20 protein-coding genes and 4 pseudogenes are annotated in these 18,468 nt (G+C 60.3%); 18 read left to right on the plus strand and 6 right to left on the minus strand.

The features are described from left to right. Nucleotides 1-239 precede the first annotated feature (239 nt). A pseudogene (locus ACSQ36_RS35610) lies at nt 240-655 on the plus strand (IS5 family transposase); the annotation flags it as partial. 11 nt (nt 656-666) lie between these two features. Here ACSQ36_RS35610 and ACSQ36_RS35615 read toward each other — a convergent pair. Further along, a protein-coding gene (locus ACSQ36_RS35615; protein ID WP_436182871.1) for an IS3 family transposase occupies nt 667-1,844 on the minus strand; the annotation gives its coding sequence in 2 pieces (ribosomal slippage) (nt 667-1,577 and nt 1,577-1,844; 1,179 coding nt in all). 70 nt (nt 1,845-1,914) lie between these two features. Here ACSQ36_RS35615 and ACSQ36_RS35620 point away from each other — a divergent pair. The 3 genes and pseudogenes from ACSQ36_RS35620 to ACSQ36_RS35630 form a co-directional block, all read left to right on the plus strand. Next, nucleotides 1,915-2,310: pseudogene (locus ACSQ36_RS35620) on the plus strand (transposase); the annotation flags it as partial. Nucleotides 2,311-2,521: 211 nt separating this feature from the next. Then, nucleotides 2,522-3,652 carry an IS110 family transposase gene (locus ACSQ36_RS35625; protein ID WP_436180774.1) on the plus strand — a complete coding sequence of 377 codons (1,131 nt, stop codon included), beginning with the start codon at nt 2,522-2,524 and terminating at the stop codon, nt 3,650-3,652. Between the two features lie 513 nt (nt 3,653-4,165). Further along, a pseudogene (locus tag ACSQ36_RS35630) lies at nt 4,166-4,876 on the plus strand (cytochrome-c peroxidase); the annotation flags it as partial. A gap of 10 nt (nt 4,877-4,886) precedes the next feature. Here the strand turns inward: ACSQ36_RS35630 and ACSQ36_RS35635 are convergent. Further along, complete coding sequence (locus ACSQ36_RS35635; protein WP_436185711.1) at nt 4,887-5,792, minus strand: LysR family transcriptional regulator; 906 nt, start codon at nt 5,790-5,792, stop codon at nt 4,887-4,889. A 133-nt stretch (nt 5,793-5,925) separates the two neighbouring features. On the opposite strand from ACSQ36_RS35635, the gene ACSQ36_RS35640 reads away from it, so the two are divergent. Together ACSQ36_RS35640 and ACSQ36_RS35645 are read left to right on the plus strand one after the other, a co-directional pair. Continuing rightward, nucleotides 5,926-6,777 carry an oxidoreductase gene (locus tag ACSQ36_RS35640; RefSeq protein ID WP_436185712.1) on the plus strand — a complete coding sequence of 284 codons (852 nt, stop codon included), beginning with the start codon at nt 5,926-5,928 and terminating at the stop codon, nt 6,775-6,777. 146 nt (nt 6,778-6,923) lie between these two features. Further along, entirely contained in the window at nt 6,924-7,376 is a 453-nt protein-coding gene (locus tag ACSQ36_RS35645) for an ester cyclase (protein ID WP_436185713.1), read from the plus strand. Nucleotides 7,377-7,432: 56 nt separating this feature from the next. Here ACSQ36_RS35645 and ACSQ36_RS35650 read toward each other — a convergent pair. The 4 genes and pseudogenes from ACSQ36_RS35650 to ACSQ36_RS35665 all read right to left on the minus strand — a co-directional run. Continuing rightward, nucleotides 7,433-7,603, minus strand: a pseudogene (locus tag ACSQ36_RS35650) (DMT family transporter); the annotation flags it as partial. A 121-nt stretch (nt 7,604-7,724) separates the two neighbouring features. Beyond that, entirely contained in the window at nt 7,725-8,327 is a 603-nt protein-coding gene (locus ACSQ36_RS35655; RefSeq protein WP_436185714.1) for a hypothetical protein, read from the minus strand. A 101-nt stretch (nt 8,328-8,428) separates the two neighbouring features. Next, nucleotides 8,429-8,857: a hypothetical protein gene (locus ACSQ36_RS35660; RefSeq protein WP_436185715.1), complete on the minus strand. Its 429-nt coding sequence runs from the start codon at nt 8,855-8,857 to the stop codon at nt 8,429-8,431. Between the two features lie 138 nt (nt 8,858-8,995). Then, nucleotides 8,996-9,316 (minus strand): ribbon-helix-helix domain-containing protein, encoded by a 321-nt coding sequence (locus ACSQ36_RS35665; RefSeq protein ID WP_436185716.1) that lies wholly within the window; start codon nt 9,314-9,316, stop codon nt 8,996-8,998. A gap of 431 nt (nt 9,317-9,747) precedes the next feature. Between ACSQ36_RS35665 and sctC the strand changes: the two genes are divergently transcribed. The 12 genes from sctC to sctS are packed head-to-tail and all read left to right on the plus strand — an operon-like array spanning nt 9,748 to nt 18,468. Further along, entirely contained in the window at nt 9,748-11,820 is a 2,073-nt protein-coding gene (gene sctC / locus ACSQ36_RS35670) for a type III secretion system outer membrane ring subunit SctC (RefSeq protein ID WP_436185717.1), read from the plus strand. Then, complete coding sequence (locus ACSQ36_RS35675; protein WP_436185718.1) at nt 11,810-12,907, plus strand: FHA domain-containing protein; 1,098 nt, start codon at nt 11,810-11,812, stop codon at nt 12,905-12,907. The genes sctC and ACSQ36_RS35675 overlap by 11 nt, the downstream gene beginning before the upstream one ends. Beyond that, complete coding sequence (locus ACSQ36_RS35680; RefSeq protein ID WP_436185719.1) at nt 12,885-13,142, plus strand: hypothetical protein; 258 nt, start codon at nt 12,885-12,887, stop codon at nt 13,140-13,142. The genes ACSQ36_RS35675 and ACSQ36_RS35680 overlap by 23 nt, the downstream gene beginning before the upstream one ends. 17 nt (nt 13,143-13,159) lie before the next feature. Beyond that, a complete protein-coding gene (locus ACSQ36_RS35685) occupies nt 13,160-13,486 on the plus strand; it encodes a hypothetical protein (RefSeq protein WP_436185720.1) in 327 nt (108 codons plus the stop codon). A gap of 55 nt (nt 13,487-13,541) precedes the next feature. After that, nucleotides 13,542-14,000 carry a tetratricopeptide repeat protein gene (locus ACSQ36_RS35690; protein ID WP_436185721.1) on the plus strand — a complete coding sequence of 153 codons (459 nt, stop codon included), beginning with the start codon at nt 13,542-13,544 and terminating at the stop codon, nt 13,998-14,000. 25 nt (nt 14,001-14,025) lie between these two features. Further along, nucleotides 14,026-14,325, plus strand: coding sequence for an acyl carrier protein (locus ACSQ36_RS35695; protein WP_436185722.1), 300 nt, complete (start codon nt 14,026-14,028; stop codon nt 14,323-14,325). Further along, nucleotides 14,325-15,242 carry a type III secretion system inner membrane ring lipoprotein SctJ gene (gene sctJ, locus ACSQ36_RS35700; RefSeq protein ID WP_436185723.1) on the plus strand — a complete coding sequence of 306 codons (918 nt, stop codon included), beginning with the start codon at nt 14,325-14,327 and terminating at the stop codon, nt 15,240-15,242. Before ACSQ36_RS35695 ends, sctJ begins: the two co-directional genes overlap by 1 nt. Further along, on the plus strand, nt 15,239-15,814 hold the full coding sequence (locus ACSQ36_RS35705; RefSeq protein WP_436185724.1) for a hypothetical protein: 576 nt from the start codon (nt 15,239-15,241) through the stop codon (nt 15,812-15,814). Before sctJ ends, ACSQ36_RS35705 begins: the two co-directional genes overlap by 4 nt. Next, complete coding sequence (locus tag ACSQ36_RS35710; RefSeq protein WP_436185725.1) at nt 15,808-16,587, plus strand: FliH/SctL family protein; 780 nt, start codon at nt 15,808-15,810, stop codon at nt 16,585-16,587. Before ACSQ36_RS35705 ends, ACSQ36_RS35710 begins: the two co-directional genes overlap by 7 nt. Continuing rightward, the gene (locus tag ACSQ36_RS35715) at nt 16,584-17,555 is read left to right on the plus strand and encodes a FliM/FliN family flagellar motor switch protein (protein ID WP_436185726.1); all 972 of its coding nucleotides are present in this window, start codon (nt 16,584-16,586) and stop codon (nt 17,553-17,555) included. Before ACSQ36_RS35710 ends, ACSQ36_RS35715 begins: the two co-directional genes overlap by 4 nt. Beyond that, nucleotides 17,552-18,196, plus strand: a complete 645-nt coding sequence (gene sctR / locus ACSQ36_RS35720; RefSeq protein ID WP_436185727.1) for a type III secretion system export apparatus subunit SctR — start codon at nt 17,552-17,554, stop codon at nt 18,194-18,196. Before ACSQ36_RS35715 ends, sctR begins: the two co-directional genes overlap by 4 nt. After that, a complete protein-coding gene (gene sctS, locus ACSQ36_RS35725) occupies nt 18,193-18,468 on the plus strand; it encodes a type III secretion system export apparatus subunit SctS (protein WP_436185728.1) in 276 nt (91 codons plus the stop codon). Before sctR ends, sctS begins: the two co-directional genes overlap by 4 nt.

Below are 18,468 nucleotides of genomic sequence, written 5' to 3' on the forward strand. Positions count from 1 at the left end.
TAGCGCGGGGTGCTCCTTGGGCAGGTTCAATCACTGGTGGCGAAGCGTGTGGGTATCCGTGTTCGGAGAAAGAGGGGTTCACACATCCTCCGCTCTGGCGAGCACCGTGCTTTTGGGGCACCCATGAATAGAAACTGCACGCTGTGGACACTTAGAGACTGTTGCAGAATTACAAAAAGGGGCTGTTAACTTTTTGGCTCTGGTGTTAACTTCTGTCTTGTTTTCCCTGACAGGAAGCCATGGCTAAGGAACTTATAGACGACCAATTATGGGCACTCATCGAACCGCTGCTGCCCAAAGCTGCGCCGCGCAATCGCCGGTATGCAGGACGCAAGCCAATACCTGATCGCGCCGTGCTCACAGGCATCGTGTTCGTGCTGCGCGCAGGCCTCGCGTGGAATTTGCTGCCGCAGGAAATGGGCTGCGGGTCGGGCTCCACTTGCTGGAGGCGCCTGGACCAGTGGCATAAAGCGGGCGTATGGCAACGCATGCACGAAACGATGCTGGCCGAACTGCGCCGTCGAGGCCAACTCGATATGGCCAGAGTACTGGTCGACAGCTCCTCCATTCGCGCGTTGTACGCGGGAAAAAAACAGGCCCAAACCCCACGGACCGGCGCAAACTCGGCAGCAAACACCATATCATCGTCGATGCGCAATGTAGTGGTCAAGTTATTTCGGACAGACCGATAGGTTCTTTTACTGTCAGTTTTGCCTCATAGGCAGCGGGCGACAGATAACCCAAAGTCGAGTGCAAGCGCACGGCATTGTAGAAACTGACGATGTACTGGTTGATATCGCGCCGTGCCTCTTCGTGGTTGGCGTATCGGCGCTGCCAAACACGCTCCATCTTCAGGTTCAGGAAGAATCTCTCCATCACTGAATTGTCCCAGCAATTTCCCTTGCGGCTCATACTGCAAATCACATGATGCTGCTTAAGTAAGGCTTGGTATTCATCACTCGCGTATTGGCTACCCCGGTCGGAATGCAGTACCAGTCCCGGTGCTGGGCAGCGCTGCTGCAGCGCCATGTTCAAGGCCGATATCACTAGCCCGGCTGGCATAGTGGGCGCCATGGACCAGCCAACCACCTTGCGTGAGTACAGGTCCAGCACGACCGCCAGATACAGCCAGCCTTGGGCCGTACGGATATATGTGATATCCGAAACCCACGCGCGATTGGGCTCGGCCACGTCAAACTGACGGTCGAGCACATTCGCGGCCACAGGTAACGTATGTCTGCTGTCGGTGGTCGACACGAACTTGCGCTTCCAGCTCGTGCGCAGGCTCGCTTCGCGCATCAGCGTACGCACCCGATGGCGCCCGATACGTAGCCCTTGCTCACGCAGCGCATGCATCACGCGCCGGCTGCCGTAGCTCGCGCCGCTGGCGGCGAATACCGCCTTGACGTGAGTCTGTTCTTGCAGACGCTTTACGCTCGGCCTGGCACGCCGGTGCGCGTAGTAGCCAGAGCGGCTCACCTGCAAAACCCGACAGGCGTCACTGACCGATACGGCCTCCTGTTGCAAGTGGGCTACCACGCGGTAACTCACCTCAGTTCCCGTGCAAAGAAGGCCGATGCTTTTTTTAGCAGCGTATTGTCCTCGCGCAGTTGCCGGTTCTCCATCTCAAGCTGGCGAATACGCTGCTGCTCGGCCGTCAGTGGCTTGCCCACACCGGCCCCTCCGCTGGACTCGGCATCGTACTGCGCCACCCAGCGACGCACAGCTGTCTCACCAAGTTCCATCGACCGGCAAACCTCGCTCAGCGATAGCCCTTGGTCTCGTATCATCCTCACCACTTCCAGCTTGAAGCTGGCGTCAAATTGTCGGCGCCTTCTTGTCATCTAGCTCAATTCCTCATCGATTTCAGGATTGTCCTCCTATCGACTTGTCCGAGGAAATTAGACCACCACACAAGGCATCCCGCTCGGCGTCATCCTGACGGGCGCAAACCGCCATGACGTCACTCAGCTTGACCCACTGGTCGAAGCCATTCCGCCAATTCGAGGCAAGCCAGGACGGCCCTTGCGTAAGCCCAAAATTGTTCAGGGCGACCGAGGCTATAGCTCTGAGCCACATCGGCGACGCTTTCGCAAACGCGGCATCACTCCTGAACTCGCGAAACTGCGCTCACCCCATGGCAGTGGTCTAGGCAAAACACGTTGGCCTGTCGAGCGTACGATCGCTTGGCTGCACTCCTATCGCCGCCTGAAGATGCGCTACGAGAAATATGCGCACATACACGAAGCCTTCCTCACGCTCGCGTGTGCTTTAACTTGCTGGACCCGGCTAAAAAATATGCAAACTTAATTCTGCAACAGTCTCTTAGGGTAGCGTGGTTAAAAGCGTTTTCTTTGCTTCGTTTCTTTGTCGCTTTGGACAAAGTTAGTATGACTTCCGTGAGCAGTAAGGGCTGGCCCCCGTGGCAGAGCTAAAACACGCGGGTTAGCATAGTGCCAGAGCCGTAACAGTGAGGGCGAACCCGTCACTCATAGGTTTTGTTTCCAACCCGGAGGCCAGCATGCAAAACGATATCACGTTATTTGTCGGACTGGATGTTCACAAAGACTCGATTACAGTTGCCTACGCGCTGGGCAGCGGCGAAGTCGAAGTGCTCGGCAAGATCGGCACGCGCTCTCGCGATATTGATCAGTTATGCAAAAAGCTTCAATCCAAGGCTCGCCACGTAAAAATCGTTTATGAAGCCGGTCCTCTGGGCTATGACCTGCAGCGCCGCCTCGCTGCCAAAGGCTTCGAGTGCATGGTGTGCGCCCCCTCGCTGATCCCGCGCAAAGCCGGCGATCGCGTGAAGACCGACCGCCGCGACGCGCTCAAGCTCGTGCGCTCACTGCGCGCGGGCGACCTCAGCGCCGTGCATGTGCCCACCGTCGAAGACGAAGCATTTCGCGATCTTGCGCGTGTCTGGGCCAGTACGCGCGATGCCCTCAAACGCGCCCGCCAAGCGTTAAAATCGTTCCTGCTCGCCCACGCCGTGCGATACGCGGGCACGGCGAACTGGGGACCGGCGCATCGACGCTGGATCAGCAAGTTCTCGTTCGGCAACGCATGGCAGGACCTCGCCTTCACCGAGTTGCGCCGCGCGATCGAAGACCGGTTTGCGCAGTGCGAGCGGCTTGAGTCGGCCTTGCGCGAAGCGGTGCCGCAGTGGCGCTTTTATCCCGCCGTGCTCGCCCTGCAAACCATGCGCGGCATCAAGTTCACCACCGCCGTTGGCTTGCTCTCGGAGATCGTCGATGTGACGCGCTTTGCCCATCCTCGGCAGTTGATGGCGTGGCTGGGCATAACGCCTTCAGAATACTCGTCGGGGGGCAGCCGGCGCCAGGGCAGCATCACCAAGACGGGCAATTCGCTTGCGCGAAAGTTGCTGATCGAGGCCGCCTGGAGTTATCGGCATACGGCCCGGGTGAGTCCCGAGATTCAGCAGCGTCATGAGGGCGTGCCCAAGGTGATTATCGATCGCGCCTGGGACGCGCAGTTGCGTCTGTGTGGGCGCTTTAGAAGAATGGTGGCGAAGGGCAAACTCAAAAACGTGGCGGTCGTCGCGATCGCTCGCGAACTCGCCGGGTTTATCTGGGACATCGCCCGTCTGGGCATGGAGCAGGCGATCAACAACTCCAGAGCGGCTGTCTAAACCAGCAAAAAACAGTTTTGCAATCATCGAAAAGGCAGTTTCCTGAAGGCGGCGTAGCCCGGCATCAGAGTTACCCGCGGCATTTCTTTGCAACGGCTTATCAACGGTTCACGCCGACTTGCGCACAAAGTTAGCGGCAGGCTCACGAGACGGATCACTGTAATGCGGTAACCAACCCGCGAATATCAGATTGATTCACCGTCGAGTGTTACTGCTACGCCGCCCTCAGGAAATTGTAGGAAGAGAAAAGATGACCACAGCTAAAAACACCTGTTGACACGGAAAGTCATATCAGAAATGACGTGCCGCCACGCACAGTGGCTAATAGTGATAAAGAGAAAATCCGACTCACGCAGACCACCACGGCCGAAAGCAGCAACCCGGCATTGACCCCGACCACTACCCCCAGAACCGACCAACCCGGCACTGACCCTGACCACTAACCCCAGAACCGACCAACCCAGCATTGACCCTGACCGCTACCCCCAGAACCGACCACCCCAGCATCAACCAGAACTGCGCGAAGCATTCGGCACCACCATTTTCGACAACGACGAGAAAGCCTTCGACGCTATCCTGCGCTCGCTTGAAGCATTTGAGCAGACGCCGCACAAGTTCTATCCGTACACCAGCAAGTTCGATGCATTTCTTGCGGGCAAGGCGAAGCTGAACGAGGCGGAAATGCGCGGGCTCGAATTATTCAACGACGAGAAGAAAGGCAATTGCGCCGCATGTCATATCAGCCAGCGCGCGAAAGATGGCTCGCCGCCGCAGTTCAGCGACTTTGGTTTGATTGCGCTGGGTGTGCCGCGCAATCGGGCATTGCCTATCAACAAGGACCCTAAGTATTTCGACCTCGGCGCGTGCGGTCCGGAACGCCACGACCTTAAGGGCCAGTCGGAGTATTGCGGCATCTTCAGAACACCGTCATTGCGCAATGTGGCCACACGCAAGGTGTTTTTCCATAACGGGATCTATCACTCGCTGGACGAAGCCGTGCGCTTCTATGCTCAACGCGATACGAACCCAGAGAAGTTTTATCCGACTGTTCACGGCAAGGTCCAGAAGTTCGACGACTTGCCTAAGCGCTACTGGGCGAATCTCAATACCGACGCTCCATTCGATCGCAAGCCCGGTGAAAAGCCTGCTTTGGATGAGGCGGAAATCAAGGACGTGGTCGCGTTTTTGAATACGTTGACGGATGGATATCAGGCGGCCAAATAAACCCTGGCGCTTAGCCTTTGGTTGAGCGCTTAGGCTTTAGTGCATCAATCAATGCCCTTAGCTTTGCCTGCGACTGCGTGCGGACCGGGAAATACAAATACAGGCCGTCGCCAGGAGGAGTAAAGGGCAGCAACACTTGTTCGAGTTCGCCTGCGGCCAGCTCACGCTGGGCTTCGAAATCCGCGACGTACGCGAGCCCCAGGCCCATCCGAGCAAATTTAATCAAGGCGCCTCGATCATTGACCGTCAGACGGCTGCCGATGTCGATCATGACCTTGCGGCCATCGACCTGAAAGTCCCATCGGTGGACGACGCCTGATTTAACGAAACGATACTGAATGCCTTCGTGATCCATCAGGTCTTGCGGCGTTCGTGGACGTCCTGCCCTTGCGAAATATGCGGGGCTGCCGACAACCGACCAGACAGCGTCCGGCGTGAGCCGCAAAGCCACCATGTCTTTCGCGAGCGCTTCGCCCAGGCGAATGCCGGCATCGAAGCCACTTTCCACCAGATCCACGGCGCCTTCATCGAGCGTCAGGTCCAGATGCACGTCGGGATGGGCCAGGCGAAATTGTTCGATCATTGGCTCGATCAGCAGCGTGCAGGCAGAACGGGTCATCGTGACGCGTAAGGTACCGGAGGCGTTGTCGCGAAAGCTATTGAGCGCTTCAAACGCACCGTCGATATCTTCAACAGCCGGACGCAGGCGCTCGAACAGCGATACCCCTGCCTCGGTCAACGCGACTCTCCGGGTGGTGCGCTGAAAGAGCGACACGCCGTGACGCCGCTCCAGCAACCGGATCGATTTGCTTACCGCCGTGGGTGAAACCTGCAGGCGAGCGGCTGCGGTCGTGAAACTCTTATGCTCGGCCACCGCCAGGAACATGGCCACGCCGTCCAGAAGATCCTTGTCCATGCACCGCTCCATTATGAACTTTTGGTTCATAGCGAATGTACCTCGATACGCTTTTTCAAGCTGAATCGGATGCGTAGGATTCGCGTCATGGCAGCCGGATTTCCGGTCGCCGTTCCTACCAGCGAGATTTAAAATGACCCTGCAAACCAGCTTCAAGCGCGTCTGGATGATCACCGGCGCATCGCGCGGATTGGGCGCCGAGATCACCGCAGCGGCGCTTGCTCAAGGTGACGCCGTGGTTGCCACGGCGCGCAAATCGAGTGCCGTCACCGGCGCACTCGGCTCGCAGCCCGGCCTGTTGGCTGTCGACCTCGATGTCACCAGCGAGTCGGCGGCTCATCAAGCCGTCAAGATGGCGGTCGAGCATTTCGGTCGCATCGAGGTGCTTGTCAACAACGCCGGTTATGGCTTGGCAGGCGCGGTTGAAGAGAGCAGTGCCGAAGAGGTCCGCAGTATTTTTGACACCAACGTGATGGGTTTGCTTAACGTCACGCGCGCCGTGCTGCCGCAAATGCGCAGCCAGCATTCGGGGCATGTGATCAACATGTCGTCGCTTGGCGGCTATCGGGTCGGTGCGGGTTTCGGCGTGTACGGTTCGACCAAGTTTGCAGTAGAGGGACTTTCAGAAGCGCTCCACGCAGAACTTTCGCCGCTCGGCATTCATGTCACGGTCGTCGAGCCGGGTTATTTTCGAACGGACTTTCTCGATTCGTCGTCTGTGATGGAAGCGAAGAATGTGATTGCGGACTACGCTGAAACCGCAGGCAAGGTTCGCGTGTCGGCGAGGGCGTACAACCATCAACAGCCAGGAGACCCCAAGCGGCTCGCCCAGGCCGTGCTGACGTTGGTGGCCGCCCCGAATCCACCACTGCGGCTTCAGTTGGGCACGGACGCCTTGACGCGGGTTCGTGAGAAGAATGCTTTTGTCGAGCAGGAGCTTCTGGCCTGGGAGGCGCTATCGCGGTCGACAGATTTTCCTGCGTGAAAAGGCGTCGTGTGCCGTAGTCGGGCGTAGTCTGCCAAGTGGCTTATCATTGCTAAAACCCTCTCCCATGCAGATGGAATGCAGCATAAGGGAGCGGGCCGACTGCTTGCCTATGCGCGTCTCATCAGCGCCCGAGAGGATGGAACATGACTGTATCGAACGATGTAGGGCACGCCGCCACGAGGGATGTCATCACGCGTTTTTATCGCGCTATCGAGCTTGCGGATATACCGCTTCTGCGCACGGCCGTCACTTCCGACTGGCAGTATGTTGCGGGGGCATCGGGACAACCGATCGGCGTGGAGGAGATAGCACCCATGCTTGCAGATCTGCGGCATGCGCTCCCCGATATGAGAATCATCCTGCTCGATGTCCTGATCCACGACGCCATGGTCGGCGTGCGTGCAAAGATCACGGGTACGCAGTCGGGACCATTCATGGGCATTCCGGCTACGTCCAAGGCGGTCGATTTCGCGATTCATTCTTTCCATGAACTCCGCGATGACCGCATTGCCAAGACGTGGCACATTGAAGACTGGCTGGGCTTGTTCCGGCAGATTGGCGAGTTGCCGCCGGGCCTGACGAACCGTCCCGCTTAGGATGGCCGGCTCGCGGGATTAACGGAATACACCAACATTCGTATCCTCCATGCGCCCAGCATCAACAGCGTAAGCCCGAAGGTGCCGAACAGCGGCGGCAAAAACAGATCGAGCCATGCATCGCGCTTCACGGGGGCGCAGTTTGGCTACCCGCAGGAGCGGCTACGGCACGGGACGAGTTAGATGATCGATTTGCCGATTCCGAAGTTGCTGCCGGCTAGCAGCATCGCAGTAATGAGAAGCCGGGATAACGATTCAAGTCGAAGGTCCGGATAAGAGTGCACATCAGCACGCCGGGTTATCAGAGAGGTTGGTAAAAGCGCACGCCGGCTACTTGCGTCAGGCGCCTCATGCATCGTTGTAGAGGTCATAGGGTGTGCCGCATGCGGGGTCGGCTCGGGCGAAATGCGCGATGATGCGAGGGCGGCCAGGACCCAATGCAGCTCGGCCCCCGATGATGCGCAGGCCCGTCAGACGCAGCGGGGTCCCGGGGGGCACGATGACATGATCGGCGAGCAGGGCTGTCGACAGATTCTTCTGTGGGACCGATTCGTCAAAGATCGAGAATAGCTGGTACGCCCCGTCGCGCGGTTGCGCTTGCACCGCGTTAATCGCCCATGCGGCGGCGTTGCGCGGCAGTACAAAGGCGCACTGCACGCCGAGGTCGGCAAAATGCCGGCCTCGGCTGCGTTGTAGCGCGGCGAGTCCGTCGCAAGAGACCCGCGACACCCGGTACGAGGTGCCCACGTAATCCCGCATCAACTGCAATTCGTCGAGGAAACGCTGCACGACCGCGTCCGGCGGTACGGCGTTGCGCAGCATTTCGCCGACATGGCGATGGCCGCCGTCGACAAAACCAGTAATGGCCGTGTGCAACTCCGCATTGGAGCGTCGTACGAGTCCGTCGATTCGCCGGAGGTCGAGAGGACCCGGCACGGGGGAATTATTCATTGCGTCCTGAGGGGGAGGGCGGGATTCGAAGCGGGGCGGCATACTGGATGCCGCCCCCAGGCCGGCTGAGGCTACCCGACGGCCGGCTGTTCAGGGCTCTGTCAAGAGGCGCCCGTTCCCGATGAACCCGATGAACCCGACGAACCCGCTTGGCCCATCATCGACGTGATCATGCTCATAATTGGCGAAACCACTTGTGCCGCAGCGGAAATGGCTGTTTTGATGAGGTCCATGATCTGGCCCATCGCGCCCATCATGTCGCTACCGCCACTCCCACTCCCCTGTGCCGATGAGTCGGCGTCCTGTGCGGCTTGGCTGTCACCGCCCGCGCCTGCGTGGTGGGCGTGGGCATGCTGTGCCGCTGCCCCGGAAGACGATTGCGTATCGCCGCCGTTCCCGGTTTTGTCGGCGGGGAACATATGCACGGAGGCGAAATGCGCTTCGGTCTGCTTGCCGCTTTGCGTCGGCACGGACGTGTTGCCCGTGTTGAACGACGTGCTGTTGTTCATGTTGTTGATTGCATTCGTCATGATCAAATCCTTGTGATTAAAAATTTAAACCGGTCAGTTGTTGTTTCGCGTGAGTAATTACGCGTCGTGTTCTGCGGTTATCGCACCGCCACATATGGGGAAAATGAATGTGCCTATCCCGATGAACCTCCTTGCAAGTTATTGAAACGCATTGCCTGGCGCGTCCGGGTCGATGGTCTTCATATCGATCAGGTGCTTTTGTCCGATTATTTGGGTTACGCAAATTATTCTGATAAACCCGGTGAAATTGCAGACGATTTCTTGTGTCATATCAATATCGATAGCCCACTTTGAGATTAGCTTGCCGACCGTTAGGGATTCCTGGCGTGCAATTTCTTCGATGATTCGCCAGTAAATCTCCTCGAGCCGCAGACATGTTGCAAATCCGTTGATTCTGATGGAGCGCAGTCTTGGTTTCGCAAGCTGAGGACTGAAGTTGCAATACTGTGTCATTCGCATGTCGGTGGGTCTGCGCGAGTCGGCAGATGCGAAATCCGTAGGTACAGACCCTCTATCAAGGACTCAAGGCCCATTAATGCCCTGCACGAGGGCGAGAAAATCGGAGAGTCGCGGCTTTGATCGAATGGTTCGTTTGTCATAATCCGATAATCAGGTTGGCAGTTCGTCAATCCTCTCTCTCTGCTAACTCGGCAGGTCATACAGATATACGACTTGCGACAATGTGTGATTTCGCCTTATTTTTAGGATAGGAAAACTCATCAGGGTGAACTCGAAGCGCGCATGAATTTTTTGCTTTGAGATTTTGTTTAATCAAGGCGTGCGTAGAGTTTGATCTTCGGCCGGTGTCGTATATGTGTATCACCAGGTGGTGTTGAAACAACATTAAATTTCTAGCTGACGTAGTCAATAAACGCAGCTAGGGATTTTTAATGCTAATGACGTGGTGCAACGATTCGATCATCGAGAAGGTAGGCGGAGCTCCGTCCTTGCCACAGTGGGCGATCCGGGTTGCCGTACGCCACATTGCGGGGCTGCTCGGGGTGGCTTGTCCCGTGCTGCTGATGTCAGCGGCCGACGCCGCGACCCCCGTTTGGCAGGGTGCACCGATTCACTATGCAGTGAACGGCGCACCATTGCCCGATGTGTTGCGCGACGTACTCGCCGTCGAGGGCATGAGCACCGACATCGGCCGCGAGGTAAAAGGACCGGTCAACGGCCGCTTCGACGACACGCCGGGCAACGTCTTCATCCAACTGGTAGAGGCTTACGGCCTCGTCTGGTATTTCGACGGCAAGGCGATGCATGTCGCGACGGCCTCGGACGTGCGCAGCCGGGTTATCCCGTTTGCGCCGATGACCCGCGAAGCGGTGGCGTCGTTGCTTCGCAACCTCGATCTCGACGACCCCCGCCTGCCGATCAAATACTCGGCGACCACGGTCAAGGTTGCGGGTCCATCGAAATTCGTCGACGCGGTGGCGGACGCAATCGACAAGGCGCAGCGGCAAACGACGGTCGACCCGTCATTTGATGAGACCGTCATCCGTGTTTTTCCGCTGCGCTACGCGCAGGCGCAGGACGTTCGTTACACGGTCGGGGCGCAGGAGCAGGTCGTGCTGGGTATCGCGTCACTGCTGCGCCGGTTGATGTCGGACACCTGGCAGGCTACGACGCCGCGCATAACGCGTACGCGCACCGATGAGCGCGCGAGCGAGCGCCGCACGCGGGGCGGGCCGCCCCCGCTGCCAAGCCTGCTCGGCATTGGCCTTGGCAGCGTATCGCCCGAAGGCGAGGGGGAGCGGGTCCCACTGCCTGACTCTGACACCGCGCAGCCCGCCGTGACCCAGGCGCGCCGCAACATCGTCGCCGACCAGCGCAGCAACGCGGTGGTGATCAGCGACCTCGTGTCGATGATGCCGAACTACGAGCGTGCGATCGCGATGCTCGACCAGCCGCAGGAACTGGTTGAGATCGACGCGTTAGTGATCGACGTGTCGTCGAATGCGGCGCGCTCACTCGGGGTGCGGTGGGGCGGCGCGAATGGCCGGATCAACGGCGCCGTCGGGACCGCGAGCGCGCCGCTGAGCATCGGCGCCGCGGCCCTGACGACGCCGGCCAGCGCGATGACCGGACTGAATCTCGCGACGCTGGTCGGTAATTCGGCGCAGTACCTGTTTGCACAGATCCAGGCCCTGGAAGAGAGCGGTAAGGCGCGTGTGCTGTCGCGCCCGCAGGTGCTCACGCTGAACAACACGGAAGCGGCCCTGACTTCGCGCAGTTCGGTGTATGTGCGCGTGGCGGGCAACCAGGCCGTCGACCTGTTCAACATCGACACGGGGCTAACGCTGAAGGTGACGCCGAGCGTCGAATCGAGTGGCGAGCCGCGCCGCAATATACGGCTCAACATCCAGATCGAAGACGGCACCTTCAATACGTCGATGGCGGTGGACGGAATTCCGAGGGTCGACAACCATTCGGTCGTCACTCAGGCGATCGTGCGCGACGGCGAGAGTCTGCTGATAGGCGGTTATCAATACGAGCGCAGCGACAGCACCACATCGAAGGTGCCGGTGCTCGGCGACGTCCCGTACCTTGGCGCGTTGTTCCGCGATACCCGGACCACGCGCGAGCGCTTCGAACGGCTGATCATGATCACGCCGCGCCTAAAACGCCAGCCGGGTGGCGGGGAGTCGAATGTGGTGCCGGTCGTCGCGGGAACGACGATAGGCGCCGCAAGTTCGAGTCCGGATGCCATCCCGGCACAGGTGGGTGTCGTATCGACCTTGTTGCGTACGCCGGAACCTTCGCCGGGAAGCGCCGCGGCAGGTTCCGCGGAACCGGTCCACACGGGGGGCACCGTGGCGCCCAACGTCGAGGTTGGATCGCGGACGCTGGCGCAGCCCGCTGCGGGAGGGACGCAGCAGTCATCGTCGCCATCGCTTTTGTCATTACCTTCTTTACCGATAGCGACAAAGATGCCGTGGGAGAACCGCCATGACCGCTGACGCGCTGATCGTCGTGAAGGGCGGCGTGCACAACGGCGCGAGCGTCGTGGTGCCGGCTGGCCGGCCGATGCGGATAGGCAGCGGCGGCGATGCCGACCTGATGGTGATAGACAAAGGCGTCGAACCGTTGCATATCACCATCGAATTGCACGGCACGGCGCTCGCACTGGTTGCTCACCAGGCGAAGGTCTCGGTGTTCGGCCGACCCGTGCCGCCGGGACGGCGCGTGATGCTTGCGCGCGGTGCCTGGTTTTCGGCGGGTGTCGTGACCTTTCAGTTCAGTGGCAACCATGCGCCGGGCACGGCGATTGTGCGTAACGCCGAGCGCGCTTTTTTGCTGCGCCATGCGCCGCTTGTGTATCTCGCCAGACGCTGGTCGGATGCGTCGCTTGTGACAAAAGCAGCTGTCCTCGGGACGCCGTTCGCATTTGTGCTGCTAATGTGGATTGCATCGAGCCAGTGGTCCGACGCACCGCGTGTAGCGCGTTCCAACGAAGCGTTCCGTCTGGTGACGACGCATATCGACCCGAAGTCTGGCGCGCTTGTCTATGACGGCTATGTACAGACGCCCGCCGATCTGTCTGCACTGACCGCTAGTGCGTGGTCGCAGAAGCGCGCGCCGGTGATGCACGTGATCGTGCTCACGCAGTTGCAGGACCAGGTTGGCGAGTTTCTCGCGCGCTACTACCGTGGTGCCGAGGTGCGCCCTGCAGAGCCCGGTACGTTCACTGCGATGCTGCCCGCGACCCAGGGGTTTCTGTCGCCCGAATCGTGGGATTACACACGCGTTGCCCGCCTGGCAAGTGCCGAGATCAAGGGGCTGGGCGGTCTCACTTTTCCCGGCCACGCGCAGGAAGGAGAACAGGTGCGTGTGCCGCTCGAAGCGCTCGGTCTGAATCTGCTCGCCAGCCGTCACGCAGTCTGGCTCACGGATGCACAGGGCGTGCGCTATTTCCCGGGTGCACGATTACCCATCGGACGGGTCACGCGAATCTCGACCTGCTCCGCGTATGTCGTGCGCGACGACGATGGTTCGACCTACGAATTTTTTATGGATGCTGCTCATGCCCCCAAAAAATGCCGGTAAAAGCACGTTTGGCGCGTGCGCCGACTTACTGATAGAGACTCAACTTGCTGAAGCCGGCGGCGCCGGGAGCAAGATGATCGCGACACGGCTGACCGCTGAGATCGACCGCATGAGCGGTGCGCTGGTGACGGCGGCGCCGACTGTGAAAAATGAACTGACTCTGCTTGTCGAGTGTTTGCGAGCGGCTCGGCAGGTGGTTGAACGAAGCGCGAGCTTCACAAACGCTCGGGATTAAATTTAGGAATCCAAAAAATGAGTGAAGTCAATACGACAATGTCTCCGAATTCGGGAGGCAGTAGTGCTGGTGGTGGTAGTGGTGGCTCTTCGGTGGTCGGAGACACAGGAGGTATATCGGCCCAGAAGGTTGTCGAAGTGCTGGCGAAGATTCTGGAAAAGCAGAACAAGGACTTCGACAACAAATTGAAGCAGGCCGAAGTCGCCGACGACAAGCAGCAGAACGTCGCAATGCTGAAGGTCCAGCAGGCGATGGGCTCGGTCAACACGACCCAAAGTGCTGCATCGTCCTGTATCCAGGGCCTGACCGACGCGCAGAAGGAAACGGCGCGCGCTTCCAAGTAACGTTTTTTTAACCGGGACAAAGACGCCCTAGCGGCGTCTTTGGGAGCCATTGCAGATGCAGGACGACACACTGGAATTACTGATTTCGATCGGTCATTACGCTCGCGTCAACGGGCGCTTTGATGAGGCGCGCTACCTGTTCGACCGGCTGGTCTTGCTGTATCCGCGGCGGGCCTTTCCGTACCTCGGGAAGGGTCTTGTCGAACTCGATCGTGCGAATTACCGCGGCGCATCGCTGCTGTTCAGCATAGCGCTCGAAGTTGTGCCGGACAGCGCACTGGCACGCGCCTGGCTCGGCGTGTGCCAGATTTTCGAAGGCCACTACGAGCTCGGCGCGCGCACGCTGACGGCGGTGGGGGACAGCGACGAGCCTGGTGCGAGTTCGATGGCGGCGGCATTTCTGAACCTGCCCGAATGCGCACCTTATACCCGCGCCGCTCTCGCCGCGCAGGCCGTCCCCGTTGCGGCTTCCTTTTCAACCATAGAAAGACTGACTAATCTAAGCAGGCATTGATATGTTGCAACCACCGGTCACCTCCATGCCGACGCAAGTCGGCCCATTGTCCCCTGTAGCTCCAGTCACGGATCCGTCCGCAGGCGGTACGGGCGATAGCGCTTCGCTGGTCGAGCGTCTGCTCGAGCACGCGCAGAACTCGCAGGATGCGTCGGCGCAGCAACTGGCGCAACACTTCGATCAACTCGACTCTGGCCGCGTCTCAACGTCCGACATGCTGCGTCTTCAGGCTGACATGGGCGCCTTCGCGGTGAAGGTGCAGATGACGGTGCGCGTGGCCGACGAGATCGGCCGCGCAATCCAGACGCTGACGCAACGAAGCTGATGCGCCGCGCCCTGATCCTGCTGCCGGTCTTGCTTCTCCTCGTCGGCTGCAGAACCTCGCTTTTTGAAGGCCTGGACGAGGACCAGGCGAACCGCATTGTCGCCGCGCTGAGCCATCACGGCATCAGTGGCTACAAGGAACGCAACGCGGACCGGACCTGGAACATCTCGGTCGACGACAGCGATGCGGTGATCGCCACCGAGCTGGCCAGCGCGTATGCACTGCCGCGCGGTGGCCACGCGAATCTCGGTGACCTGTTTAGCCGCCAGGGGTTGATCTCGAGCCCGGGGGAGGATCGTGTCCGCTACGTGTATGGGCTGTCGCAGGAACTGTCCGAAACGCTCGAAAAGATCGACGGCGTACTGCTCGCCCGCGTGCACATCGTGTTGCCCGAAAAGGATCCGATGGATCCCACGCGTGACACGCTGCCGTCGGCGTCCGTAATGATGCGCTACCGCAGCGACTACAACATCGAACTGATGAGCGACCGGATTCGCGCGCTGGTGGCGGGCAGTGTGGAGGGGCTGGCGCCAGAGCGCGTGTCGCTGACGTTGCTGGCGGTGACGCCGGTGCTGAGCTTTCCGGGCAACTGCGCGGACGGTGCCGACGTCGCCAGTGCCTCGGGCGCGGTCGATGCGACGGCCTGCGAGCGCGACAACAGCAAAGCGTCAATACGCGTGACGGCAATGCTGTATGTCTTGGCCGTGGTCGTGCTGCTGGTCGCCGGGTTCATGTGGTTGTGGCACTCGGGAAAGCGTACGTGGTTCAAACGGAAGACGCACGGACTACCGCCTGAAGACTCCTGGCAGCCTGTGCAGAACGCGCAACAGGACGCGTCTGACGCGAGCACCGTCGACACTGCGGAAGCCGGAACGGCTCCGCCACAATCCACAACCCGTATCGGAGGCGACACATGAAGCACGCCTATGCCTGCGCACCCGCCCATTGGGCGCATCACAGCTGGCTCGAAGCCGGACAACCGATTCGACAGGAGCGCGCCGCGCGTGCTGCCCATGCCTTTCTGTTCAGCCGTTACCCGCAACTTGCACAGGTGGTGCTTAGCGACGTGCCTCCAGTTCTGCCGCTCTGGCCGCGGCCTGCGTGCGCGCGGTTGTGCCGGATCGTTGCAGCGCTCGCGTTCGCCCGTTCGTTGCGCCGCGTAGTCGCTGCTGGGGCCCGTGCTGCGCTGGCGGTCAGCGTCGCTCCGCGCGTGCTTGTTGCGATTCAACAGCACCCGCGTGCCGACGCGGCCGACCTGAGAGTCGAGCCGCCACCATCGCTATCCCGCCGGGGCGATATGACAGCGCTCGGACTGGCGTTGGCGATGCGGGCTGCCGCGGACTCCCGCTACGCGTTCTGGTGGAGCCTGCGCCTGCCGCGCGATATATCCGAGGCGGCTGCGCACTATCAAGTGCACGGATTGTCGACGCTCGACGCGCAGGAGCTGGTTGTCGACGCGCGGCGCTTGATGGAGGCGCACTTATGCTGATCTGTCGAATGGGCGCGTGGCGAATCGAGTCAGACGGCCATTTGAGCGTGCTCGAACTGGCGTCGCTTGAAGGCATTCGAGCAGTCGAAGCGGAGCGCGCAGTTGAAGCGGCACAAGAACGCACTCACCTCGCCGCGCAGGTGCGTGAGCTCAAACGCCGTGCGTGGCGTCGCGGTCAGTCAGCCGGCAAGGCCGCTGCGTTGCGTGAGCATGTCCGACACGCGGCTGCGGCCGCCTTTGCCGCGCATCGTCTGCAAGACCGGTTGACGCAGATCGTGCTGAGCGCGGTGTGTGACATTGTCGGCGGACTGCCGCCGTCGGCCACGTTGGCCAATCAGTTGCGGCGCGCGGTCGCCGTGTCGCAGTCGCAACGACTCGTGTCTGTGCGCGTTGCCGCACCGGTGTTCAAGGAAGCCACGCAACTGATCGCAGCGATCGAAAAGGAACTCGGCACACCGTTTTGCACGGTTCTGGCCGATGCGGGATTACCTGCCCATTCGTGCGTCATCGAAACTGAAGCTGGCGTGATTGATGGCGGCCTGAAGATGCAACTGCGGGCATTGGAGCGCGGCATCCGGGACGGCGTGGCGGAAGTGTTGCGTACCTACGACCTGGCTGACGGGTCAGGTCGTACGGCGCTCGACAACATCGAGCGTGGCGTGCGGCAAACGCTGGCCCTGCTGGTCACGCCACAGGCGCCTCCGCCGCCTCGGCCCACCTCGTCGAATACGGCTCGCGTGGTTCAACGCCGGTTCGCGCGGGAGGCAGCATGAGTCTCTGGCCGGATATGGAAACCCTCACACGGGCCGACGCCGAGCGCCACAACCTGGCGATCCGGCACTTCGGCCGGCCACAGACGGTGCGCGTCGGCGCGCGCCTCTACACGCTGGAGTTCGAGTCGTGCCGCGCGCGCTATCCACTGCTCGTGTCCGGCACGGTGGGGAAAACACCGTTTAGCGCCGCGTGCGACGCCGGTGCGCTGCTGCCGGAACTCGCGCAGCCGGTGATCGCCGAGCGCGGTGACACAGCCCTGATGCACGTCGTTGACGCACTGAGCGACTGGTTGTGTGCGCTCGAAGGGCTGTTTGGCTTCACGATCGAAGTCACCACCGTCGCTTTCAATGCATTCACGCCGCCGGGCGCGTACGGCATCGCCGTCACGCACGCTGCGAGCGGTCGTGCTGCTCACTTCTCGTTTTGCAGCCCCGCGGTCGATGCCTGGCTGCAACGACGTATGCCTGTGCCGCTATCCAGCGAGGCGCTGCTGCGCCGCCTGTACGTGCGGTTGCCGATCTGTGTGCCTGGCCCGTCAATGTCGCTGCCGCGTATGCGCAAGATCGCGGTGGGCGATGCCCTGCTGTTCGACCGTAATTCGTGTTACCTGCGCGTGCCTTTGCGGTTGGGTGCGTGCCGGATTTTGTTGAAGTTCACTGAGGAGCACACCTTGATAGACCATGTACTGAATGATGAAATCCCGCCCGCTGAAGTGACCAGTGAGCTGTTGCCTATTGACTCCCTGACGTTCGCGTTCGACGCGATGCTCGCCACGCTATCGTTGTCGGTCGCTGAACTGGCGCATCTGCGCCAGGGATCGATCGTCGCATTCCGGCTGCCCGCGAATGAGCGAAAGGTCACGCTACTGTGCCAGGGCATTCCGTTCGCGCGTGGCGAGCTGATTGACATCGAGGGTTCATTAGGAGTGCGAATAACCCGGCTAACCCATGAGGATCTGCCGACATGACTCCCCAACTCGATCAGCTGCAGACTGTCAGCATGTTCTTCATGCTCGGTCTTTTACCGCTGATGGTCGTGATGACGACTTCGTTCACGAAGTTCAGCATCGTGCTCACGCTCCTGCGCTCGGCACTCGGCGTGCAGCAGGCGCCGAGCAACCTGGTGATCTCGGGGATCGCGTTAGCGGCGACGCTGGTCGTGATGTCGCCCACCATCGCGAAGATTGAAGCCGCGTTGCCGGCCGGCGACAGCGGTGAAGTTGCGATGCCTCGTCCCACCGAGCTGTGGCAGGCGGTACGCGGTCCGCTCGGCGAATTCATGCTGAAGCATTCGCGGCCCGACGAGCGGAAGTTTCTCGTCGGCGCCGCGAAGCGGATCGATCCCGTGCGCGACGCCCACGAGACTGATTTCCAACTGCTGGTTCCCGCGTTTCTGATCAGCGAAATATCGAGCGGGTTCGAGGCGGGTTTTCTGCTTTATATCGCTTTTCTGGTGGTGGATCTGGTTGTCGCCAACGTGCTGACCGCCATGGGCATGATGATGCTGTCGCCAAGCACGGTATCGATCCCATTGAAGCTTTTTATCTTCGTGTCGGTGTCAGGTATCTCAAAGCTGATGCACGGCCTTATCCTCGGCTATGCCAAATGAACAGTGTCCCGTCTCTTGCCACGTTGTCCAGCGATGCGCTCATGCTGGTGTTCTGGTTGTCGCTGCCGGCTCTCGCCGTGGCGACTGTCGTTGGTTTGCTGATCGGGCTGTTGCAGTCGGTCACGCAGATACAGGATCAGAGCCTGCCTTACGGCGCAAAGATCATCTGCGTCGGTGCGGTGCTGATCGTGACCGGTCCTTGGGCGAGCCGCGAGCTCACCCGCTTTCTCACCCATGTGTTTACCTTTATCGCTGCGGGGCGTCTGCATTGA

Source organism: Caballeronia sp. LjRoot34, assembly GCF_964253815.1.
Lineage (GTDB): Bacteria > Pseudomonadota > Gammaproteobacteria > Burkholderiales > Burkholderiaceae > Caballeronia.